This window comes from Herbaspirillum sp. GW822-FHT03A08, assembly GCF_058801885.1.
Map to the genome: position 1 here is coordinate 83,143 of NZ_JBXANR010000008.1, position 22,434 is coordinate 105,576.

Consider the following 22,434-nt stretch of genomic DNA (forward strand, 5'->3'; position numbering starts at 1 on the left):
CAGATGTCATGTTCAGAGTTCGCTCACCTTGAAGTGTGTGAGCAGTCGCATCGAAGCACCGGGAGCCAGATTGACCAGGCCATCGCGGCCAGGCATGTGGAAGGCATCGATAGGATGCGTGATCGGTTCCAGGCAAAAATAGTCGAGACCGGGCGGGCGATACATCAGGCTGTAGCCGTTGCAGTCCTCCATGCGCATTTCGATGCGCAGGCCGCGGTCGGGATAGTTGATATAGGAGACGCCGTCCCAGCCGGTAAAGCAGTTGTCGATCAACGGTCCGTCGGCAGGAAAATCCACCGGCGCAAACCGGTTGTAGTCGAAGGTCGGCGGAAAGTCCTGCGTATGTCCGGTCGGAATCGGATCGGCACCGCACAGCCACACGCCGTCGGCGCGCGATTGCAGCCGCGTCGCTGCGTTGCGTGGAAAGTAAGGATGCAGGCCGAGGCCGAACGGCAGTTCTTCGGCGCCGCGATTGGTGACTTGCAGGTCGATTTCCAGACCGTCGTCGTGCAAGGTCAGCGTTTGCGTCGCGGAATAGGTGTACGGATCGCCGTCATATTGTTCCGAACTCAGCGTCAGCACCACGCTATTGTCGGTATAGGCCTCGGCTTGCCATGCCTGCAGCCAGCCGTCGCCATGGATGGGATAGCTTTCGCCGGCGCGGTTCTGGAGCACCGGGTAGTGCATGCCCTGATGCATGAAGCCGCCTTCGGTGATGCGATTGGACCATGGCACCAGCGGAAAACACGCCGTCGTATAGAGATCCTTGCTGCCCGCCCAAGGGCGAAACAGCGGCGTCCATTGGCCGCGCCATTGCAGATCCCACGCCGCCACACTGGCTCCCAGACCCGGCAATACGCTCAGGCGCTGCCGCCCGGATTGCAGGGTGAGCGTCTCAACGGCAGAGGCGCCGCCGCGCAGCGGTGCAGGTGATGTGGTGGTCATGGCGTCTCGATTACTTGTCTCGATTATTCGGGCGGATGCTGTGCGGTCTGCTCCGCTTTGGGGGGCTTGCTGCGAGGGCAAGCAAAAACAGGGCCGATCCTAACATCGGCTACTGATGCGGAATAATGAAAAATTAATGAAGATTGATATCAAAAACGATCTGGATTTCTGCATCCCGGTCCGGATGTAGTCAGGTAAAGCGTCATGTCTGTTTTTGTATCGGAAAGCGCGAAAAATTCATTGGATAGATATTTCTCACACTCCTAATATTGACCGGCACATTTCGCAGGACGCAAGGTTCTGGCGAGGACGCAAAGAAGTGGAAATTCGTCGCAAAAAATGGGCGGTTCGCCAAGAACACGCACCAATTCATAACAAAAGAATCTGTGATTCACATATCGGAGACAAGCAATGAAAATGACACGTAGAACCCTATTGGGTGCCGCAATCTGTGTGGGTCTGGGCTGGGGCGTCATGTCCTCCGCCATGTCCGCGGACAAACCGCTGACAATCGGCTTCTCTCAAGTCGGCGCCGAAAGCGAATGGCGCACCGCCAACACCGTTTCGATCAAGGATGCCGCCAAGAAGGCAGGCGTCAATCTGAAGTTTGCCGATGCGCAGCAAAAGCAGGAAAACCAGGTCAAGGCCATCCGCTCCTTCATCGCGCAAAAAGTCGACGTGATCGCATTCTCGCCGGTGGTTGAGTCAGGCTGGGATACCGTCCTGCGCGAAGCCAAGGCCGCCAAGATTCCGGTCATCCTGACTGACCGCGCGGTCAACGTCACCGACAAATCGCTGTATGTCACCTTCATCGGTTCCGACTTCGTCGAAGAAGGCCGCCGCGCCGCGCGCTGGTTGCTGGACCGCGCCAAGACCATGCCTGCCGGCGACATCAATATCGTCGAGCTGCAAGGCACCGTGGGTTCGGCGCCTGCCATCGACCGCAAGGCCGGTTTCGAAGAAACCATCAAGACCAATCCGAACCTGAAGATCATCCGTTCGCAAACCGGCGACTTCACCCGCGCCAAGGGCAAGGAAGTCATGGAAGCCTTCCTCAAGGCAGACGGCAAGAAAATCAACGTGCTCTACGCGCATAACGACGACATGGCCATCGGCGCCATCCAGGCGATCGAAGAAGCCGGCCTGAAACCGGGCAAGGACATTCTCGTGATCTCCATCGACGGCGTGAAGGGCGCGTTTGAAGCCATGATGGCAGGCAAGCTTAACGTCACCGTCGAATGCAGCCCGCTGCTCGGACCGCAACTGATGTCGATTGCCAAGGATGTGAAGGCCGGCAAGGAAGTGCCGAAGCGCATCACGACAGAAGAAGGTGTATTCCCGGCGGAAGTGGCCGCCAAGGAATTCCCTAACCGTAAATATTGATCGATGTTGATTCAGCGACTACGCTGAATCAGTGTTGATCGTATCGCCGGGGGCGGCGACGCTTCCGGTCTTGTTCTCCTCCTCTGGAGTATCCCCCTGGGCCTTGAGGGTCTGACACCATGCCATTGACTGCCTGTTGACCAGCCAGTGCTGCATCCTGTCATCGGCATGGTGTCGGGCCTTCTGTAAAAAAAGGCTTTACGCGGCAGACTTCGCTCTGCCGCCTTTTCTTTTCTGGAAACGCCCATGTCTGGAGTTGCCACGACTGCCGCAACCGGTAGCGCCGAACCGGCGCTGGAACTGATCGGTATTCACAAAGCATTCACCGGCGTCAAGGCCCTGACCGATGTCGGCCTGCGCCTCTATCCCGGCGAAGTCCATACCCTGATGGGGCAAAATGGCGCCGGCAAATCGACCCTGATCAAAGTGCTGACCGGCGTGTACACGCCCGACAGTGGCCACATCCTGCTCAAAGGCAGTGCGGTCCAGCCGGGTTCCACGCTGGAAGCGCAGCAGTTGGGCATCAGCACGGTGTATCAGGAAGTGAACCTGTGTCCGAATTTATCGGTGGCCGAGAATATTTTTATCGGCCGCTATCCGCGCAAGTGGGGCGGCTTCGGTCCCATCGACTGGGCCACGATGCATCGCCGCGCTACCAAGCTGCTGGCCAAGCTCGACTTGCATATCGACGTACAAAAACCGCTGTCATCGTATCCGCTGGCGATCCAGCAGATGGTGGCGATCTCACGTGCGGTGAGCGTGTCGGCCAGCGTGCTGATCCTCGACGAACCCACTTCCAGCCTTGATGAGGCGGAAGTGCAGCTGCTCTTCAAAGTCTTGCGCAGCCTGCGTGATGAAGGCATGGCGATCCTGTTCGTCACGCACTTCCTCGATCAGACTTATGAAATCTCGGATCGCATCACCGTGCTGCGTAATGGCGTGCGGGAAGGCGAGTACGCCGCCAGCGAATTGTCGCGCCTCGACCTCGTCAACAAGATGGTCGGCGTGCAGATTGATGCCACTGCCGCCGGTAATGCCTTGGCCGCCAACGCCGCCATCACGCCGGCGGCCAGTGACGGCGAAGTGTTCCTGCAGGCGCGCGGTTTGGGTCGCAAGGGCGCACTGGAGCCGCAGGATCTGGATCTGCGCGCCGGTGAAGTGTTCGGCCTGTGCGGTCTGCTCGGATCGGGACGCACCGAAACGGCGCGCTTGCTGTTCGGCGCCGACAAGGCGGACAGCGGCACGATCAGCATCAAGGGCAAGGCGGTGAAGTTTTCCACGCCGCGCGATGCGATTTCCTCCGGCATCGGTTTCTGTTCCGAAGACCGCAAGAAGGAGGGCGCGATCCTGGAGTTGTCGGTGCGCGAAAACATCATCCTCGCCCTGCAGGCGCGCAACGGCTTGCTGCATGTGATTCCGCGCAAGCGCCAGCAGCAGATCGCCTCCGACTACGTCAAATGGCTGGGTATCAAGACGCCAGACATCGATACCCCGATCGGCTCGCTGTCCGGCGGCAATCAGCAAAAGGCGCTGCTGGCGCGCTGGCTGGCGACCGATCCCGACATGTTGATCCTGGATGAGCCGACGCGCGGGATCGACGTGCGCGCCAAGCAGGAGATCATGGATTTCGTCATGGCGCTGTGCCACAAAGGCATGGCGATTCTTTTCATTTCTTCCGAAATTCCCGAAGTCCTGCGCTGCAGCGACCGCATGCTGGTGCTGCGCGATCGTGAAGGCTGCGGCGAATACCTGCGCGGCGAGCTAGACGATGCGTCGGTGTTGCAGGTGATCGCGGGTGAAAACGCGGGAGAAACAGTGTGAGTGCATCAATGAATTCAAATCTGGTTTCCGGGCAGGACAACAACGATACCGCCGGCTGGCGCGGCCTGCTGCTCGGCTTGCGCCATCCGCTGGCGCGTCCGCTGGGAGCGCTGGCGGTGCTGCTGCTGATCGACTTCTTCATGATTCCGGGCTTCTTCCGCATCGAGTTCAAGGACGGCCATCTGTACGGCAGCGTGATCGACATCGTCAACCGCGCGGCGCCGCTGATGCTGGCGGCGCTGGGGATGACACTGGTGATCGCCACGCGCGGCATTGATATTTCGGTCGGCGCGGTGGTGGCGATTTCCGGCACGGTCGCGGCGATGCTGATTGGCGGCACCATGGTGATGCACAACGGCGTGCAGGAATACGCCAGCAATATCCCTATGGGCTGGGCGATTGCCGCCGCGATGGGAGCGGCAATTCTGTGCGGCGCGTGGAACGGCCTGCTGGTGGCGACGCTGGGTTTGCAGCCCATTATCGCCACGCTGATCCTGATGGTGGCCGGGCGTGGCCTGGCGCAGCTGATGACTGACGGCCAGATCATCACGGTGTATTACAAGCCGTTCTTCTATATCGGCAGCGGCTATCTGTTCGGCTTGCCGTTTTCGCTGTTCATCGTGGCGGGCATGTTCATCGTGCTGGCGCTGCTGATGCGCAAGACGGCGCTGGGACTGTTCATCCAGTCGGTCGGCATCAACCCGGTGGCGTCGCGTCTGGCGGGCATCCGCACGGCGGCGCTGATCTTTTTCGTCTACATCTTTTGCAGCGCCTGCGCCGGCATGGCGGGGCTGATGATCAGCGCCAACATCAAGAGCGCCGACGCCAACAATGCCGGTCTGCTGCTGGAGCTGGATGCCATCCTGGCGGTGACGCTGGGCGGTACTTCGCTGGCCGGCGGCAAGTTCAGCCTGGTCGGCAGCGTGATCGGCGCGCTGATCATTCAGGCGCTGACCTACACCATCTATTCGCTGGGCGTACCGCCGGAAGTCAATATGGTGGTCAAGTCGGTGGTGGTGTTCCTGGTTTGTCTGTCGCAGTCGCCTGAATTCCGCCGTCTGCGCTTGTTCAAATCCGGCAACCAAGCTTAAGCATTCAGGATAAATCATGAAGAATTTTCGCTCTTCCTTTCATCATGTGTTGGCGACGCCTTATTTCACTTCGCTGATCACCGTCGCCTTACTGGTGCTGCTGTTCGCGATGGGTTCGGTCGTCTACGACGGTTTCTTTTCGGTACAGGTGGTGTTGAACCTGCTGATCGACAACGCCTTCCTGCTGGTGATCGGCATCGGCATGACCTTTGTCATCCTGTCCGGCGGCATCGATCTGTCGGTCGGTTCGGTGCTGGCGCTGACCACGATGATTTCGGCCTACCTGCTGCATGCCTGGCATTGGCATCCCTTGCTGGTGATCGTCAGCGTGCTGGTGCTGGGGGGGCTGTTCGGTGCGGCGATGGGCGTGCTGATCCATTTTTTCAAGTTGCAGCCTTTCATCGTCACGCTGGCGGGGATGTTCCTGGCGCGCGGTCTGTGTTATCTGATCAGCATCAATTCGATCACTATCGACGATCCCTTGTACGTAGCGATGTCGCAGACGCGGCTGGAGTTCGGACTCGGTGATGTCTTCATTTCGCCCAGTGTGGTGATCGCCGTGCTGATGCTGGTGCTGGCGATCTATCTGGCGCATTACACACGCTTCGGCCGCGCGGTCTATGCCGTTGGCGGCAACGAGCATTCGGCCTTGCTGATGGGTTTGCCGGTCGGTCGCACCAAGATCGCGATATACGCCTTCAGCGGTTTCTGTGCGGCGCTGGCGGGTGTATTGTTCTCTTTCTATATGTTGTCGGGCTATGGCTTGCATGCGCAGGGGACCGAGCTCGATGCCATCGCCGCGGTAGTGATCGGCGGCACTTTGCTCACCGGCGGTTATGGTTATGTGGCAGGGACGCTGACCGGCGTGTTGATCCTGGGCGTAATCCAGACCCTGATCGCCTTTGACGGTACCTTGAGTTCGTGGTGGACCAAGATTGTGATTGGCGTGCTGCTGTTCGTGTTTTGTCTGGCGCAGCGCTTAATGTCGTTGGGTGCGGCCAAGGCTTCAGATGCGAATACCGGCAACGCTGTCGTCAAACCGACCGCGCAGGCAGCGTAAGTCGCAAATACTGTAGACGCGAGTTGTTGATAATTACGGTGTTTGCGCAAAAAGTGATGCTGAAAACAATATTGGTTTCATGAAAAAAATCATTAGAAATGTATTGCTCTAATGGTTATCTTAGAGGCCTTGCAGAATATAACGTCCCCCGCACGTTCTGCATTGCTAGTAAAACAACAAACAACTTAGGAGACAGAAGTATGAAACTCAAATCGGTATTGGCCGGGCTGACACTCGGCCTGAGCATGGGTCTGATGGCTGTGAGCGCGCAAGTCAGCGCCCAGACCAAAGGCCTGATCGGGATCTCCATGCCGACCAAATCCTCGGCGCGCTGGATCGCCGACGGTAACAACATGGTCAAGGTATTCAAGGAAAAGGGCTACCAGACCGACCTGCAATACGCAGAAGACGACATCCCGAATCAGCTGGCGCAGATCGAGAACATGGTGACCAAGGGCGTGAAAGTGCTGGTCATCGCGGCGATCGACGGCACGACATTGTCCGACGTGCTGCAAAAAGCAGCCGACAAGGGCATCAAGGTCATCGCATACGACCGCCTGATCCGCAACTCCAAGAACGTCGACTACTACGCAACTTTCGATAACTACCAGGTCGGCGTGCTGCAGGCTTCGTACATCGAAAAGGCGCTGGATCTGAAGGGCGGCAAGGGCCCATTCAATATCGAGCTGTTCGGCGGTTCGGCTGATGACAACAACGCTTTCTTCTTCTACAACGGCGCCATGTCGGTGCTGAAGCCATACATCGACAAGGGCAAGCTGGTCGTGCGCAGCAAACAGCTGGGCATGGACAAGGTTGCAACCCTGCGCTGGGACGGCGCGACTGCGCAAGCCCGTATGGATAACCTGCTGAGCGCCTATTACGGCAATGCGCACGTTGACGCGGTGCTGTCGCCGTATGACGGCATCAGTATCGGCATCATCTCGTCGCTCAAGGGCGTCGGCTACGGTACACCGAAGCTGCCAATGCCGGTCGTGACCGGTCAGGATGCGGAAGTGCCTTCGGTCAAGTCCATCATCCGCGGCGAACAGCGTTCGACCATCTTCAAGGACACACGTGAACTGGCCAAGGTCACTGTTTCCATGGTGGACGCCGTGCTGTCGGGCAAAGCACCAACCATCAATGACACCAAGACCTACAACAATGGCGTCAAGGTTGTGCCTTCCTATCTGTTGAAGCCGGTCAGTGTCGACGCCAGTAACTGGAAAGAAGTGCTGGTTGGCAGCGGTTACTACACTGAAGCGCAAGTGAAATAATTCGCTTGCCGCGTTGAATGAGTGTGGTCCGGTCGGCATGCATTGACCGGACAAAAAAGCAGCCCCGCGCCGTGCGCGCGGGGTTGGTGTTTCCGGAGAAGGTGCAGTTGCGGCGGTTTTGCAGCAACCTGGACCGGGAAAGCGGCCCGCAGCATCCCACCATCATGGCAGGCCGGAGCAGAAGAAGAGGTCAGAACACATGAGTACAATTCTGGAAATGCGCGGAATTGAAAAGACATTCCCAGGTGTCAAGGCGCTCAACAACGTCAACCTGGCAGTGCGCACCGGCGAAATCCACGCCGTGGTCGGCGAAAACGGCGCCGGCAAATCCACCCTGATGAAAGTCCTCAGCGGCGTTTATCCGCACGGCACCTATTCCGGCGACATCGTCTATCAGGGCCAGACGCGCGAATTCAAAGATATCGTCGACAGCGAAAGCGTCGGCATCATCATCATCCATCAGGAGCTGGCACTGGTGCCGCTGCTGTCGATTACCGAAAATCTTTTCCTCGGCAACGAACAAGCCACCGGCGGCGTGATCGACTGGGAAGTGTCCTATGCCAAAGCCAAGGAACTGCTGGCCAAGGTCGGCCTCAAGGATCCGCCATCGACGCTGATCACCAACCTCGGCGTCGGCAAGCAACAATTGATCGAGATCGCCAAGGCCTTGTCGAAAGAGGTCAAGCTGCTGATCCTCGACGAGCCCACCGCCAGCCTCAACGAAAGCGACAGCGACGCCTTGCTCGAGTTGTTGCTGGAGCTGAAGGCGCAGGGGATTTCGTCCATCCTGATTTCGCACAAGCTCAACGAAATTTCCAAAGTCGCCGATTCGATCACCGTGCTGCGCGACGGCGCCACGGTCGATACCTTCGACTGCCGCAAGGAAGCCATCAGCGAAGACCGCATCATCCAGAACATGGTCGGCCGCGAGATGGCGGACCGTTATCCCAAGCGCGAGCCGCACATCGGCGAAACCATTTTTGAAGTCAAGCAGTGGCGCGTGCATCATCCGATTCACCCTGAACGCGTGGTGATCAAGGACATCGATTTCAACGTCCGCAAGGGCGAGATCGTCGGCATCGCGGGTCTGATGGGCGCCGGCCGCACCGAACTGGCCAAGAGCATTTTTGGCCGTGCTTACGGCACCAGGATCAGCGGCGAAGTTCACCTGCACGGCAAGAAGATCGACGTCAGCACGATTCAGAAGGCAATCAATCACGGCATCGCTTATGTGACCGAAGACCGCAAGGGCGACGGTCTGGTGCTGGACGAAGACATCAAGAAAAACATCTCGCTGGCTAATCTCGGCGCGGTTTCCGACAAGTCGGTGATCGACGAGGCGCGCGAATTCAAGGTGGCGGACGATTTTCGCAGCAAGATGCGCATCCGCTGCTCCAGCGTGCTGCAGCGCGTGGTCAATCTGTCCGGCGGCAATCAGCAGAAGGTGGTGCTCAGCAAATGGCTGTTCTCCAATCCGGAAGTGCTGATCCTGGACGAACCGACGCGCGGCATCGACGTCGGCGCCAAGTTTGAAATCTATACCCTGATCAGCCAGCTGGCTGCCGAGGGAAAGTGCATCATCATGATCTCGTCGGAAATGCCGGAACTGCTTGGCATGTGCGACCGGATCTATGTCATGAACGAAGGGCAGTTCGTCGGCCAGTACACGGCGGCGGATGCATCGCAAGAAAAAATCATGCGTTCCATCGTCAGGAACGAGAGGATTGTGAAGAATGGAGAACACTGAAATGAGCAAGAAACCTACGCTCGACGCGGTCCCGGAAGCCAAGCGGGAATACACCGGCTTCCTCAAGAACAATATGCGCGAATACGGCATGCTGCTGTCGCTGGTCGCCATCATGGCTTTCTTCCAGGTGATGACCGACGGCACACTGATGCAGCCGCTCAACCTGACCAACCTGGTGCTGCAAAACAGCTACGTGGTGATCATGGCGCTGGGCATGCTGATGGTGATCGTCGCCGGCCATATCGACTTGTCGGTAGGATCGGTGGTCGGTTTCATCGGTGCGCTGGCGGCGGTGCTGATGGTCAACTATGAGATGAACTTCATCCTGACCACCGTCATCTGTCTGATCGCCGGCGCCGCCATCGGCGCGGCGCAAGGCTACTGGGTGGCCTTCTTCCGCATCCCGTCGTTTATCGTCACGCTGGCGGGCATGCTGGTGTTCAAGGGCCTGACGCTGGCGCTGCTCGAAGGGCAATCGGTGGGTCCGTTCCCGCGCGGCTTCCAGTTGCTCAGCTCGGGTTTCATTCCTGAATTGTTTGCCGATACCGGCAGCGTGCGTCTGACGTCCTTGCTGGTCGGTGTGGCGGCAGCGGCAATCTTGCTGGCGGTGAAAGTTCACGGCCGCAGCAAGCAGGTCAAGCATGGGATGGAGGAAGAGCCGGCTGTGTTTTTCCTGCTGAAAAACGGCTTGTTTGCTGCTGCGATCATTGCCTTCAGCTATCTGATGGCATCCTACAAAGGCATGCCGAACGTGCTGATCATCATGTTTGCGTTGATGGTGGTGTATACCTTCGTCACCAACCGCACCACGATCGGCCGCCGCGTATACGCTGTCGGCGGTAATGAAAAAGCGGCCAAGCTGTCGGGCATCAAGACCGAACGCGTGAGTTTCTACACCTTCGTCAACATGGGCATGCTGGCTGCGCTGGCGGGTCTGATCTTCGCGGCGCGTCTGAATACGGCGACACCGAAAGCGGGTACCGGCTTCGAGCTGGATGTGATTGCAGCCTGTTTCATCGGTGGCGCATCGGCATCGGGCGGCGTCGGTAAAGTGATGGGGGCAGTCATCGGTGCTTTTGTCATGGGCGTCATGAACAACGGCATGTCCATCATGGGTATCGGTATCGATTATCAGCAGGTGATCAAAGGCCTGGTGTTGTTGGCCGCAGTGTTCTTCGACGTTTATAACAAAAATAAATAATAAAAATTCTGCAAGAGGGGGTGGCTGCAAAATGTGTATCGCGTCTTGCAGCCGGTTTAGATCAGTGTCGCCACGTCGGGAGGTGGCGACCGCATTATTCCAATGGATGAGTAAATGACTATCGACAAGAAGCGCACGCTGCGTTCGGCAGCATGGTTCGGTACGGCCGACAAAAATGGCTTCATGTACCGCAGCTGGATGAAGAATCAAGGTATTCCCGATCACGAATTTCAAGGCAAGCCGGTCATCGGCATCTGCAACACCTGGTCCGAACTGACGCCGTGCAATGCGCACTTCCGCAAGATCGCTGAACACGTCAAGCGCGGGATCATCGAGGCGGGTGGTTTCCCGGTGGAGTTTCCGGTGTTTTCCAACGGTGAATCCAATTTGCGTCCGACCGCAATGCTCACGCGCAATCTCGCCAGCATGGATGTCGAAGAATCGATACGCGGCAATCCGCTGGATGCGGTGGTGCTGCTGGTCGGCTGCGACAAGACCACGCCGGCGTTGCTGATGGGCGCGGCCAGCTGCGACGTGCCGGCGATTGTCGTCACCGGCGGTCCGATGCTCAACGGCAAGCACGAAGGCAAGGACATCGGCTCAGGCACTGTGGTCTGGCAACTGAGCGAGCAAGTCAAGGCAGGCAAGATTTCGATTCACGAGTTCATGTCGGCCGAAGCCGGCATGTCGCGCTCCGCAGGCACCTGCAACACCATGGGTACCGCATCGACCATGGCTTGCATGGCCGAAGCACTGGGCACGTCTTTGCCGCACAATGCGGCGATCCCTGCCGTCGATTCGCGCCGCTACGTGCTGGCGCACATGTCCGGCATGCGTATCGTCGACATGGTGTGGGAAGGCCTGACCTTGTCCAAGATTCTGACGCGCGAAGCATTTGAAAACGCCATTCGCGTCAACGCCGCCATCGGCGGTTCGACCAACGCCGTCATTCATCTGAAGGCAATCGCCGGTCGCATCGGCGTCGATCTGGAACTGGAAGACTGGACCCGCGTTGGCCGTGGTACACCGACCATCGTCGATTTGCAGCCTTCGGGACGTTTCCTGATGGAAGAGTTCTATTACGCCGGCGGCTTGCCGGCCGTATTGCGCCGCCTCGGCGAAGCCGACCTGATCCCGCACAAAAACGCGCTGACCGTCAACGGCAAGACGCTGTGGGAAAACAACCAGGATGCGCCGATCTATAACGATGAAGTCGTACGCAAACTCGACAACCCGTTGATCGATGACGGCGGCATCTGCATCCTGCGCGGCAATCTGTCGCCGCGCGGTGCGGTGCTGAAACCATCGGCTGCTTCGCCCGAGTTGATGAAGCATCGCGGCAAGGCAGTGGTGTTCGAAGACTTCGCGCATTACAAGGAGCGCATCAACGATCCCGATCTGGACGTTGACGCCAGCTCGGTGCTGGTGATGAAGAACTGCGGCCCCAAGGGTTATCCGGGCATGGCCGAAGTTGGCAACATGGGCTTGCCGCCAAAGCTGCTGGCGCAGGGCGTCAAGGACATGGTGCGTATTTCCGACGCGCGCATGAGCGGTACCGCCTACGGTACCGTGGTGCTGCACGTGGCGCCGGAAGCGGCCGCCGGCGGTCCGCTGGGCATCGTGCAGGACGGCGACTGGATCGAAATGGACTGCGCTGCCGGCCGCCTGCACCTCGACATCAGCGATGAAGAAATGGCGCAGCGCCAGACTGCACGCGCCGAAAAGCTGGCCCAGGTCAAACCGGCAATGCAGGGCGGCTATCAGTCGCTGTACATCGACCGCGTACTGCAGGCCGATGAAGGCTGCGATTTCGACTTCCTGGTCGGTTGCCGTGGCGCTGCCGTTCCCAAGCATTCACATTGAGGAGTAACAAGCATGTTGCTGGTGCAATTCAAACAAGCCGACGGTAATCGTCATGTCGGGGTTCTCGACGACGACGGCAAGAAGATCCGTGTCGTCGACGGTTATCGCAGCACCTACGCATTGGCGCGCGCCGCCATTGCCAAGAAGAGTTCTTTGCAGGATTTCACCAACGCGGTACTCGGTTCAACCGTGGCCGACTATGCACAGATCGCTGCAAGCGGCGGCCTGCTGGCGCCGCTGGACCATGAAGACACGGCGCACTGCTATGTCACCGGCACCGGCCTCACCCATCTGGGCAGCGCCGATGGCCGCGACGCCATGCACAAGAAGCTGGACGGCGCCGGCGACAACCTGACCGACAGCATGAAGATGTTCCGCATGGGGCTGGAAGGCGGCAAGCCTGCCGCCGGCAAGATCGGCGTGCAGCCGGAATGGTTCTACAAGGGCGACGGCTCCATCGTGCGCGCCGCGGAAGAACCGCTGGCGATGCCGCACTTCGCACTCGATGGCGGTGAAGAGCCGGAGATCGCCGGCCTGTACATCATCGGCGACAACGGCCAGCCGTATCGTCTCGGTTTCGCCATCGGCAACGAGTTTTCCGATCACGTGACCGAACGTCAGAATTATCTGTTCCTTGCGCATTCCAAGCTGCGCGTATGTTCAGTCGGACCGGCACTGCTGGTGGGCGAACTGCCGGCGCACGTGCAGGGCATGTCGCGCATCCGCGCGCAAGACGGCAAAGTGCGCTGGGAAAAACCTTTCGTCAGCGGTGAAGACAACATGTCGCACACAGTTGCCAATCTTGAATACCATCACTTCAAGTACCCGCTGTTCCGCCGTCCCGGCGACGTGCATATCCACTTCTTCGGCACGGCAACGCTGAGCTGCTCGGACAACATCACCGTCGCACCCGGTGAGACGTTTGAAATCGACGTCGCCGCATTCGGCCCGGCATTGCGCAATCGTCTGAGTCTGGACGATGTACCGCATCCGCAGGTCAACGTGCTCTGAGCAAAATCTAATTCTGGAGAAAACATGTCTGCAACATACCAACTGGCGAATTATCCCAGTCTCAAGGGCAAGCGCGTCTTCGTCACGGGCGGCGGCACCGGCATCGGCGCGGCGATTGTCAGCGCTTTGGCAGAACAAGGCGCGGTGGTCGCATTCGTCGACATCGCCAAGGACGCCAGCGAAGCGCTGTGCAAGCAGATCGCCGACGCCGGTTTCGCCGCGCCATCGTTCCGTTATTGCGACCTGCGCGACATCGCCTCGCTGCAAAACACCATCAAGGAATTGGCTGCGCAGCTCGGCGATTTCGACGTGCTGGTGAACAACGCTGCCAACGACGAGCGTCACAAGCTGGAAGACGTGACGCAAGAATATTGGGACAACCGTATCGCGATCAATCAGCGTCCCTCGTTCTTCGCGGTGCAGGCTATCGCACCGGGCATGATCAAGAAGAAGGCCGGTTCCATCATCAATTTCAGCTCGATCAGCTGGCATACTTCCAGCGGCGGCTTCCCGGTCTACACCACGGCCAAGTCGTCGGTGCTGGGCCTGACGCGCGGTCTGGCCCGTGATCTGGGCGCGCACAATATTCGCGTGAACACCGTGACGCCGGGTTGGGTTATGACGGAGCGTCAGATTGAATTGTGGCTGGATGAAAAGGGCAAGGAAGACATCAAGCGCAATCAATGCCTGCAGGGCGAGTTGCTGCCCTGGCATCTGGCGCGCATGGTGTTGTTCCTGGCGTCGGATGAAAGCGTCATGTGTACGGCACAAGAGTTCATCGTAGACGCCGGCTGGGCTTGAACCTGCCCACGATCTTACTGAGAGGCCATGATCCGGCATCGGGCTGTGCTCGGAATCCTCATGTGCTCAAGCACACTCCGGTTCCTCCGCTCCGTCCGCTACCGGCTGATGGCCTCTCGCTACAGATCGTGAACAGGTTCGCGAGCTTCTGAGAATGTTGCTGCTGAAAATAAAAAAACGAGACTTTTGGTCTCGCTTTTTTTATGGCTGGAATTTAGGAAATCAGTAAATCGTTTTCGCCACATCCCTGATCGCCTGTTGCAAGATCATCGCGCCCGGCGAGAGAAGATGTTCGCGGCGGGTGATGATGCCGAAGCCATCCATCTTGCAGGGCAATTCTATCGGCAACAGATCCATCAGGCGCGCCTGGGAATAATAGCGTGCGACTTCGGTCGGCATGGCGTACAGGAAGTCGGTCTGTTGCAGCAGGCTGGTGATAGTCAGGATGGCGGTGGTGTCGACCACGTTGGCCGGCGGCGTCAGTCCGCTCTTGCGGAACATCAGGTCGACGCGGCTGCGCAGGATGCTGCCTTTGGGCGCCATGATCCACGGGTCGTCGACGATGTCTTTCAGCTCCAGGTTCTTGTGTTCGTGGAGTGGATGGCCGACGCGGGCGACGGCGCAGATCGGTTCGTCTGACAACTCTTCGTAGTGCAGGTTGTGGCTGACTTCTTCATCGAGAATGCGCGCAACCAGAAAATCCAGATCGCCGCGCAACAGGCGCGCCAGCAGGATGTTGCTGCTTTCCACTTCGACGCCGATGCGCAACATCGGGGAGTGCTCCTTGACGCGCGCAATGGCGGCGGGGATCAAAGACATGCCGGGAGAGAGGATGACGCCGACGTCAACCTGGCCGGACAAACCTGACTTCAATGCAACGATATCTTCATGCGCTTTGGACAGGCTGGTGAGGGCCATGCGCGAGTGGCGGATCATGGCTTCGCCGTAGATGGTAGGACGCATGCCGCGCGGCAGACGATCAAACAGCGTCACGCCGAGCGTGTCCTCCAGATCCTTGAGCTGCTTGGACGCGGCTGGTTGCGTCATGTTTAATTCGTTGGCTGCGCGATGGATATTTCGTTCGTCATCTAGCGCGATTAACAGCAAGAGTTGCCGTGTTTTCAGACGCGCGCGCAGAAACCAATTCGGGTCGCTGTTCTTCATTTGTCTCCACCATTTTTTATATCTTTCGATGATATCAAATCAAGTATCAGCTTAGGCAAATAATTCATTAGAAATATATGTCGCGAGTCCTTAGTATCTAGCCCAGTTCACAACGATTTCACGTTGTGATCTTCACGTTGAAATGACGCTTCTGGAAGGCTTATCGAACGGTTATGACTACCGGTATCGAGGAGACTTTTTGCGCGCCGGATTAATGTGACTTTTGACAAAAAAGTGCGGGTGCAGCAATCGACTACACCCTGTTAAAACTACAAAGTTCTACGGAGACCTCAGATGACTCAGTCCATCTCAACCAAAACCATTCTTAAGGCCTTGGGCACGGCCTCGTTGTTCGGCGCATGTCTCGCATCCGCGCAGGCGGAAGACAGCGTCACCATTTACGGCCGCGTCGTCGCAGGTGTCGACGTTCAGACAAATGTGCATCAGGCCAACGGCAACACCGGCACGCAAGTCCGCGCTGCAAGCAATCAGTGGGGCACCAGCATGATCGGCTTCAAAGGCAAGGAGGATCTGGGCGGCGGGCTGAACAGCTTCTTCCTGCTGGAGTCGGGTTTCGGCGCTACCAAGGGTGACTTCAACGGCACCGGTTTGTTCAATCGCCGCTCATATGTCGGTCTGAACGGCAGCGCCGGTTCGATCAAACTCGGTAAGAACCTGTTCATCGACAATGACGTCTGGTTCCTGGATCCGACCGGTCAGCAATGGATCGGCACCGCCAATCTGGTGCATGGCCGCAACTGGGGCGGCGCCAACAATGTGATTGAATACCAGACGCCGACATGGGGTGGTTTCAATGCAACCTTCCAGACCAGTCTGGGCGAGCAGGCCGGCTCCACAACCAAGGGCCGCAAAGATGGCGTGTCGCTGGTCTATCAAAACCAAGGTCTGGAACTGCGCGCGATTTACGATCTGGCGCGTGACGCCAACGGCAAGTACGGCAGCGTTACGACGAACAAGGCTGGCGTTGTGGTCCCGGGAAATATCTACGACTCTTCCAAAGAGCTGATCCTGGGCGGTACTTACACCATCGACAAGCTGAAGATGTACCTGGGTTATGAAAACCTGAAGGCGCCAGACGTTGCTCCAGGTTCGACCAACAAGGTCAATCATTACTGGATCGGCGCCAACTACGAGGTCTCGCCTGCGTTGACTTTGATCGGCTCGGTCTTTCGCGTCAATGCCAACAACAACGGCGGTTCTGCCAACCTGTTCATGGCCGGCCTGAACTACAACCTGTCCAAGCGCACCTTGCTGTATGTCGGCGCTGGTACTGTTCGCAACAGCGGCAACGGCACCTTCTCGCTGGAAGCAGACGAAGCCGGTGCGCCACTGGCAGGTCAAAGCCAGACCGGCGGCTACTTCGGTATCGCTCACTCGTTCTGATCGTATGAGGATCCGATCATAATGTGCAGCAGAGCGCAGTAAAACGCAGCAGCGGAAAAGGGCAAGCCACGGCTTGCCTTTTTTCGTTTAAAGTTGATTCACCATAGTGTTCTTAAAAGTAAAAATGGAGATGATGTCCGATGCAAGCAAGCCTGATCGTTGATGGAAAATGTGAACTCGGCGAATGCGCGATCTGGTGCGATCGCACGCAGTCGGTGTTCTGGACGGATATCCAGGCCTCGGTGTTGTGGAACTACCGTCCTGCCGATGGCGTTACGCGCAGCTGGACCATGCCGGAGCGCTTGTCGGTCTTTGCGCTGACGGCGCAAGCCAATCGCCTGTTGATCGGTCTCGCTTCGCGGCTGGCATTTTTCGATCTGGATACGCAGGCCATCACGCCGATCTGCAGTATCGAGGACGATCTGCCGACCACCCGCCTGAATGACGGCCGCTGCGATCGCCAGGGACGCTTCGTGTTCGGCACCTTGAACGAAGACAAAGGACGCGCGCCCATCGGCAGCTACTATCGCCTCAACACCAATCTCAGTCTGGAGCGTTTGCCGTTGCCGGGCGTGGCGATTCCGAACAGCGTGTGCTTCAGTCCCGACGGTGCCCGCATGTATTACTGCGATACGATGCAGGGCAGGATCATGTGCTGCGACTACGATGTCGTCACCGGCGCAATCAGCGGACAGCGTCTGTTCGTCGACCTGAGCGGCGAGCAAGGCAGCCCTGACGGCTCGGCGATCGATAGCCGCGGCTATCTCTGGAACGCACAATGGGGTGGCGCGCGCGTGGTGCGCTATGCTCCCGACGGGTTAGTCGACAGGATCATCGCGGTGCCGGTATCGCAGCCCAGCTGTCCGGCGTTCGGCGGCCCCGATCTGGACACTTTGTACATAACAACGGCGCATGAAGGCATGGATGCCGCACAGCGTGCTCGCGAACCGTTGTCGGGAGGATTGTTTGCTGTTGCGTTGGACGGCGTGAAGGGTATTCCGGAAGTGCGATTTGGAGGCTGATGCTGAAGAGCATTGAAGGCGTAAAAAAGCCCGGCGTGATTGCCGGGCTTTCTTTTTGGAAGAAACGATCTGCGCTTAGCGCTGCGTTTGCTGCTCCAGTTCTGCGCGAACGTCTTCGATGACCTTGCCCCAGTCGCCGGGTTTGTCCTGGCGGAAGATCCGCATGCTCGGATACCACGGTGAATCATTGCGGCCCAGCAGCCAGCGCCAGTCGGGGTTGTAGCGATTGAGCAGCCAGACCGGTTTGCTCAGTGAGCCCGCCAGATGGGCAACGGCGGTATCGACTGAAATCACCAGATCGAGGTTGTCGATCAGGGCTGCGGTATCCGAGAAATCGCGTAACTCGCGCGTATGGTCGACGAGGCGCTGGCCGCCGGTGGCCGGGCTCGACGATTGACCGCCGAGGTTGAGGCTCAGTGACGAAATAGCGCTGTTTTGCGGTTGCACAGCAAAGAATTCAACCTGCTCGTTTTGCAGCAGCGGCGACAGCGCGTTGAATGGAATCGAACGCGCGGCATCGAGTCGTTTCGTGGCCGGGCTGTTGACGCGCGGGTTGCTGCCGGCCCAGACGAGACCGACGCGCAACTTGCTCTTTGCGCCGAGACGGGCCTTCCAGCTTTCGGATTTCACAGGATCTTGCTGCAGGTAATTCGCGCCCGGGATGTCGTTGAGTGAAAACGTTTCGCAGGCCAGCGGCAGACTCATCAGTGGGCATTGCAGGTCGAACGGCGGCAACTGCTCGCCGGTTGCAAGTACAGCGGCGACGCCTTTGATATTGGCCATCAGAGGTTTGAGCGCCGGTTGCACTTGCAGGATCACGCGTGCGCCGCGTTGGGCCAGCATGGGAACGTAACGTGCGAATTGCAGCGTATCGCCGAAGCCTTGCTCGGAATGCAGCAGGATGGTTTTGCCGAGCAACAGGCTGTCGCCCAGCCACAATGGTTGCGTGAAATGGCGCTGGGTCTTGCGCATTTGTTCGGTCTGCCAGCGTTGTTCGTATTGGCGCCAGCCGGCTTCGAGATTGCCGAGCTTCAGATTGCACAGCGCTGTGTTCCAGCGCGCCGACTGGTAGTTCGGATCGTTGGATGGCACCTGCGCGTAAGCGGCGATGGCTTCATCGTAGCGTTGCAGTTCTTCCAGCGTGACGGCGCGGTTGTAGGCCATGTCTGGATAATCGGGCAGCAGCTCGATGGCGCGGTCGTATCCGGCCAGGGCTTCTTCCGGACGATTCCTGGCGGCCAGCAGATAAGCGCGGTTGGCGATCGCTTCGGCGAAATCGGGTTCGATTTCCAGCACCTTGTCATAGGTCGCCATCGCTTCGTCGATGCGGTCGAATTCCTTGAGCGTATTGGCCAGGTTGAACAGTGCTTCAGGATATTCCGGTTCGGCTTCCACGGCTTTTTCGTAGCAGGTGAGGGCTTCGCGCAGGCGGCCCAGATCGTTGAGCGAGTTGCCCTGCTTGAGCCATGCATGCGCATGATCAGGTTTGACGGCCAGTACCCGCTTGTAGCAATCCAGCGCTTCCATATGGCGCTTCATGGCGCGCAGCACATTGCCGCGGCGGTATAGCGCTTCGGTGAAATCAGATTTAAGCGCCAGCACCAGATCGTAGCTGCGCAGGGCTTCGTGGTAGCGCTCCAGATCTTCCAGCGCGGTGGCGCGGTCGAATTGTGCGTCGATATGGGTCGGGTTGATCTTGAGCGCCTGATCGATCCATTCGATGGCGCCGGCAGGATCTTCACGGTGCAATTGCAGCATGCCCATCAGATACAGCGCCTGGAAATGCTTGGGCGCCTTGGCCAGCACTTTCTTGTACAGGGCTTCTGCCTTGTCGTGGTCGCCGCGCTGGTGCAGGACGACGGCTTGCTGGATTTGTGCTGCGATGGCTGGATTCTGGGGTGTGGGCCGCATAAGCTGGAGGTCTGGTTGACGGTTCGTAATAAGGCATTAAGTTTCACGATGCTACACAAAAAACCAGGCCTCATGTCGGATTTCGCCGTCTGCGGCCAGCATGCTGCGGCGTTTTCTTTTACACTCGCAGAGGCCCAGTGGGCTGCTCAGCATCCAAGAACACATTTATAGCCGGAGTTTCAGTCATGACTTACGCCATACCCGTTCCCGCCATCACTACCGTACCGGTCGTCGGCGGCGATCCTTTCCCGGTGCGCCGCATCTATTGCGTCGGCCGCAACTACGCCGCTCACGCGCGTGAAATGGGCCACGATCCGAATCGCGAACCGCCGTTCTTCTTCATGAAGCCGACCGACACCATCGTGCCGACCGACAGCGAAGTGCCGTATCCGGTCAAGACCAACGACTACCAGCATGAGATCGAAATGGTGGTCGCGCTCGGCAAGGGCGGTAAAGACATTCCCGTGGAAAAGGCGCTGGAACTGGTATTCGGCTATGCCGTCGGCCTCGACATGACACGCCGCGATTTGCAAGGCGAAGCCAAGAAACTGGCGCGTCCTTGGGATATGGGCAAGGGCTTCGACCATTCGGCGCCATGCGCGCCGTTGCTGCCGGTATCGAAGATCGGCCACCCCGGCAAGGGCGCAATCTGGCTCAAGGTCAATGGCGAAGTGCGCCAGCAAGGCGACCTGTCGGACCTGATCTGGAACGTGGCCGAGACCATTTCTTATCTGTCGGGCCTGGTCGAACTGTTCCCCGGCGATCTGATTTATACCGGCACGCCGGAAGGTGTAGGCGCCGTGGTCAAGGGCGACAAGTTGCAGGGCCATGTCGACGGACTGGTCGATCTGAACGTCACGATTGTCTGATTTTCTCCGGTTTTCTCCTATGAGCGCCATCCTTTTCGCGACTGCGGGCGGGATGGCCTCATTGTCATTTTTATATCACCCCGGTGACGTGACATTAAACTGTCATGAAGCCAAATTGCCGAGCGGCGTATAATAGCGGTTTGCCGGTCGGTTTCCGTTCGGCAACCTCTTGACGCGGGCACCCTGTTTTCCATGCCTGGTCGGCGCCGCGTGATATGTCAAACATCCGTTATTACTGAAAGCAACAGAGCCTCTTCGCGAATGTGCCCGCCGCAATCTGCTGTGCAGAACATTGTGTCGCATTGCATTGATTCACGCAGGGTTCGCCTGAGGACTCATCCCTAACATGCCCGAGCAATTGCCTGAAACAGCAGTACCTGAAATGCCTGAAGTCCGTTTTGAAGACTTCGGCCTGTCGCCCGACATCCTGAAAGCGCTGTCGGAGCAGGGGTACACCCATCCGACACCGATCCAGGCGCAGGCGATTCCTGTTGTGTTGCAAGGGCGCGATGTCATGGGGGCCGCACAGACCGGCACCGGCAAGACAGCGGGCTTCTCGTTGCCGATCATCCAGTTGCTGCTGGCCCATGCCAGCACCAGCATGTCGCCGGCGCGCCACCCGGTGCGCGCACTGATCCTGACGCCGACACGTGAGCTGGCAGATCAGGTTGCAGAGAACGTCAAGGCGTATTCGCGCTTCACGCCGCTGCGCTCCACCGTGGTCTTCGGCGGTGTCGACATGGCGCCGCAAACCGCGACGCTGCGCGGCGGCGTTGAAATCGTTATCGCAACGCCGGGCCGCCTGCTGGATCACGTTCAGCAAAAGACCGTGAACCTGTCGCAGACCCAGATCCTGGTCATGGACGAAGCCGACCGCATGCTTGACATGGGCTTCCTGCCGGATCTGCAGCGCATCATCAACCTGCTGCCGAAGCAACGCCAGAACCTGATGTTCTCCGCGACCTTCTCGCCGGAAATCAAGAAGCTGGCCGCCAGCTTCCAGAACAATCCGGTCACCATCGAAGTGGCGCGCAGCAACGCCACCGCCGAGCGCGTGACCCAGACCATTTACAAAGTCGACGAAGACGCCAAGAGCGACGCTGTCGCACACATCATCCGCGAGCGTCAGCTCAAGCAGGTGATCGTGTTCTCGAATACCAAAATCGGCGCTTCCAAACTGGCGCGCCAGCTGGAAAACGACGGCGTCAAAGCCTCCGCGATCCACGGCGACAAATCCCAGGGCGAGCGCATGGCTGCACTGGAAGCCTTCAAGCAAGGCCAGGTCGAAGTCCTGGTGGCGACCGACGTCGCTGCGCGCGGTCTGGATATCACCGATTTGCCTTGCGTCATCAATATCGATTTGCCGTACAACGCGGAAGACTATGTTCACCGTATCGGCCGTACCGGCCGTGCGGGCGCCTCGGGTGATGCGATCTCGCTGTTCTCCGACAAGGATGAGCGCCTGCTGGTCGATATCGAGAAGCTGATCAAGATCAAATTCGTGCGTTCCGAGCTGACCGGTTTTGTGCCGCGTCAGCGTGGTGAGCGCAGTGATCGCGGCGAGCGTTCAGAACGTGGCGAAAGAAGTGATCGTGGCGATCGTGGTGACCGCAGCAGTAGCCGTAGCAATGGCGGCGATCGCAGCGACCGCGCCAGTGCACCGCGCGACACGCAATCCTATGGCCGCAGCAACGGTGGTGGTCGTAAGGAAAAGGTCGATCCGTGGTTCCTCAAGCCGTACGAACCGACTTCCGCGCCGGCGCCGGTGGAATCCGGCGCTGCTGCCGCCAAGCCGGTAAGCAGCAAGCCGCCGAAGCACAAAGTCGCTGCGCTGCTGGGCGGCATGCCCAAGCGTCAGGCTTAAATT

At 58.5% G+C, this 22,434-nt stretch carries 17 protein-coding genes and 1 other RNA gene; 15 read left to right on the plus strand and 3 right to left on the minus strand.

Going from position 1 to position 22,434, the window contains the following annotated elements; genetic code table 11:
- Window positions 1–12: 12 nt before the first annotated feature.
- Window positions 13–945 (minus strand): aldose 1-epimerase, encoded by a 933-nt coding sequence (locus AC1RN6_RS22555; protein WP_493007704.1) that lies wholly within the window; start codon window positions 943–945, stop codon window positions 13–15.
- Window positions 946–1,356: 411 nt separating this feature from the next.
- Here AC1RN6_RS22555 and AC1RN6_RS22560 point away from each other — a divergent pair, with 411 nt between their 5' ends.
- The 11 genes from AC1RN6_RS22560 to AC1RN6_RS22610 all read left to right on the plus strand — a co-directional run bounded on the left by AC1RN6_RS22560 (window position 1,357) and on the right by AC1RN6_RS22610 (window position 14,332).
- Window positions 1,357–2,328: an ABC transporter substrate-binding protein gene (locus AC1RN6_RS22560; RefSeq protein ID WP_493007705.1), complete on the plus strand. Its 972-nt coding sequence runs from the start codon at window positions 1,357–1,359 to the stop codon at window positions 2,326–2,328.
- Between the two features lie 246 nt (window positions 2,329–2,574).
- A complete protein-coding gene (locus AC1RN6_RS22565; protein WP_493007706.1) occupies window positions 2,575–4,149 on the plus strand; it encodes a sugar ABC transporter ATP-binding protein in 1,575 nt (524 codons plus the stop codon).
- An 8-nt stretch (window positions 4,150–4,157) separates the two neighbouring features.
- A complete protein-coding gene (locus AC1RN6_RS22570) occupies window positions 4,158–5,240 on the plus strand; it encodes an ABC transporter permease (RefSeq protein WP_493007707.1) in 1,083 nt (360 codons plus the stop codon).
- 16 nt (window positions 5,241–5,256) lie between these two features.
- Window positions 5,257–6,300, plus strand: a complete 1,044-nt coding sequence (yjfF, locus tag AC1RN6_RS22575; protein WP_493007708.1) for a galactofuranose ABC transporter, permease protein YjfF — start codon at window positions 5,257–5,259, stop codon at window positions 6,298–6,300.
- 200 nt (window positions 6,301–6,500) lie between these two features.
- Complete coding sequence (gene chvE, locus AC1RN6_RS22580; RefSeq protein WP_402274584.1) at window positions 6,501–7,574, plus strand: multiple monosaccharide ABC transporter substrate-binding protein; 1,074 nt, start codon at window positions 6,501–6,503, stop codon at window positions 7,572–7,574.
- Window positions 7,575–7,773: 199 nt separating this feature from the next.
- The gene (mmsA, locus tag AC1RN6_RS22585) at window positions 7,774–9,321 is read left to right on the plus strand and encodes a multiple monosaccharide ABC transporter ATP-binding protein (RefSeq protein ID WP_493007709.1); all 1,548 of its coding nucleotides are present in this window, start codon (window positions 7,774–7,776) and stop codon (window positions 9,319–9,321) included.
- Window positions 9,308–10,522 carry a multiple monosaccharide ABC transporter permease gene (gene mmsB, locus AC1RN6_RS22590; protein WP_493007710.1) on the plus strand — a complete coding sequence of 405 codons (1,215 nt, stop codon included), beginning with the start codon at window positions 9,308–9,310 and terminating at the stop codon, window positions 10,520–10,522. The genes mmsA and mmsB overlap by 14 nt, the downstream gene beginning before the upstream one ends.
- Window positions 10,523–10,636: 114 nt before the next feature.
- Window positions 10,637–12,385 (plus strand): IlvD/Edd family dehydratase, encoded by a 1,749-nt coding sequence (locus tag AC1RN6_RS22595; protein WP_493007711.1) that lies wholly within the window; start codon window positions 10,637–10,639, stop codon window positions 12,383–12,385.
- Between the two features lie 12 nt (window positions 12,386–12,397).
- Window positions 12,398–13,396 carry an AraD1 family protein gene (araD1, locus tag AC1RN6_RS22600; protein WP_493007712.1) on the plus strand — a complete coding sequence of 333 codons (999 nt, stop codon included), beginning with the start codon at window positions 12,398–12,400 and terminating at the stop codon, window positions 13,394–13,396.
- Window positions 13,397–13,420: 24 nt separating this feature from the next.
- Window positions 13,421–14,197, plus strand: coding sequence for an SDR family NAD(P)-dependent oxidoreductase (locus tag AC1RN6_RS22605; protein ID WP_493007713.1), 777 nt, complete (start codon window positions 13,421–13,423; stop codon window positions 14,195–14,197).
- Between the two features lie 60 nt (window positions 14,198–14,257).
- A non-coding RNA gene (locus tag AC1RN6_RS22610) (sX9 sRNA) lies at window positions 14,258–14,332 on the plus strand.
- A gap of 87 nt (window positions 14,333–14,419) precedes the next feature.
- Here the strand turns inward: AC1RN6_RS22610 and AC1RN6_RS22615 are convergent.
- A complete protein-coding gene (locus AC1RN6_RS22615; protein WP_493007714.1) occupies window positions 14,420–15,361 on the minus strand; it encodes a LysR family transcriptional regulator in 942 nt (313 codons plus the stop codon).
- A 294-nt stretch (window positions 15,362–15,655) separates the two neighbouring features.
- Between AC1RN6_RS22615 and AC1RN6_RS22620 the strand changes: the two genes are divergently transcribed.
- Together AC1RN6_RS22620 and AC1RN6_RS22625 are read left to right on the plus strand one after the other, a co-directional pair.
- Window positions 15,656–16,765 carry a porin gene (locus tag AC1RN6_RS22620; protein WP_493007715.1) on the plus strand — a complete coding sequence of 370 codons (1,110 nt, stop codon included), beginning with the start codon at window positions 15,656–15,658 and terminating at the stop codon, window positions 16,763–16,765.
- A gap of 140 nt (window positions 16,766–16,905) precedes the next feature.
- Window positions 16,906–17,787: an SMP-30/gluconolactonase/LRE family protein gene (locus tag AC1RN6_RS22625; RefSeq protein ID WP_493007716.1), complete on the plus strand. Its 882-nt coding sequence runs from the start codon at window positions 16,906–16,908 to the stop codon at window positions 17,785–17,787.
- Window positions 17,788–17,862: 75 nt separating this feature from the next.
- Here the strand turns inward: AC1RN6_RS22625 and AC1RN6_RS22630 are convergent, their stop codons facing one another.
- Window positions 17,863–19,698 (minus strand): tetratricopeptide repeat protein, encoded by a 1,836-nt coding sequence (locus tag AC1RN6_RS22630; protein WP_493007717.1) that lies wholly within the window; start codon window positions 19,696–19,698, stop codon window positions 17,863–17,865.
- Between the two features lie 185 nt (window positions 19,699–19,883).
- Here AC1RN6_RS22630 and AC1RN6_RS22635 point away from each other — a divergent pair, with 185 nt between their 5' ends.
- A complete protein-coding gene (locus AC1RN6_RS22635) occupies window positions 19,884–20,567 on the plus strand; it encodes a fumarylacetoacetate hydrolase family protein (protein ID WP_493007718.1) in 684 nt (227 codons plus the stop codon).
- A gap of 346 nt (window positions 20,568–20,913) precedes the next feature.
- Window positions 20,914–22,431 (plus strand): DEAD/DEAH box helicase, encoded by a 1,518-nt coding sequence (locus AC1RN6_RS22640; RefSeq protein WP_493007719.1) that lies wholly within the window; start codon window positions 20,914–20,916, stop codon window positions 22,429–22,431.
- Window positions 22,432–22,434: the final 3 nt, after the last annotated feature.

Coding starts and splice junctions, on each gene's coding strand:
- AC1RN6_RS22565 (WP_493007706.1), top strand. CDS start 2,575: ATGTCTGGAGTTGCCACGACTGCCGCAACCGGTAGCGCCGAACCGGCG.
- AC1RN6_RS22630 (WP_493007717.1), bottom strand. CDS start 19,698: ATGCGGCCCACACCCCAGAATCCAGCCATCGCAGCACAAATCCAGCAA.
- mmsA (WP_493007709.1), top strand. CDS start 7,774: ATGAGTACAATTCTGGAAATGCGCGGAATTGAAAAGACATTCCCAGGT.
- AC1RN6_RS22640 (WP_493007719.1), top strand. CDS start 20,914: ATGCCCGAGCAATTGCCTGAAACAGCAGTACCTGAAATGCCTGAAGTC.
- AC1RN6_RS22570 (WP_493007707.1), top strand. CDS start 4,158: ATGAATTCAAATCTGGTTTCCGGGCAGGACAACAACGATACCGCCGGC.
- AC1RN6_RS22605 (WP_493007713.1), top strand. CDS start 13,421: ATGTCTGCAACATACCAACTGGCGAATTATCCCAGTCTCAAGGGCAAG.
- chvE (WP_402274584.1), top strand. CDS start 6,501: ATGAAACTCAAATCGGTATTGGCCGGGCTGACACTCGGCCTGAGCATG.
- AC1RN6_RS22555 (WP_493007704.1), bottom strand. CDS start 945: ATGACCACCACATCACCTGCACCGCTGCGCGGCGGCGCCTCTGCCGTT.
- AC1RN6_RS22620 (WP_493007715.1), top strand. CDS start 15,656: ATGACTCAGTCCATCTCAACCAAAACCATTCTTAAGGCCTTGGGCACG.
- AC1RN6_RS22595 (WP_493007711.1), top strand. CDS start 10,637: ATGACTATCGACAAGAAGCGCACGCTGCGTTCGGCAGCATGGTTCGGT.
- mmsB (WP_493007710.1), top strand. CDS start 9,308: ATGGAGAACACTGAAATGAGCAAGAAACCTACGCTCGACGCGGTCCCG.
- AC1RN6_RS22615 (WP_493007714.1), bottom strand. CDS start 15,361: ATGAAGAACAGCGACCCGAATTGGTTTCTGCGCGCGCGTCTGAAAACA.
- araD1 (WP_493007712.1), top strand. CDS start 12,398: ATGTTGCTGGTGCAATTCAAACAAGCCGACGGTAATCGTCATGTCGGG.
- AC1RN6_RS22625 (WP_493007716.1), top strand. CDS start 16,906: ATGCAAGCAAGCCTGATCGTTGATGGAAAATGTGAACTCGGCGAATGC.
- AC1RN6_RS22560 (WP_493007705.1), top strand. CDS start 1,357: ATGAAAATGACACGTAGAACCCTATTGGGTGCCGCAATCTGTGTGGGT.
- AC1RN6_RS22635 (WP_493007718.1), top strand. CDS start 19,884: ATGACTTACGCCATACCCGTTCCCGCCATCACTACCGTACCGGTCGTC.
- yjfF (WP_493007708.1), top strand. CDS start 5,257: ATGAAGAATTTTCGCTCTTCCTTTCATCATGTGTTGGCGACGCCTTAT.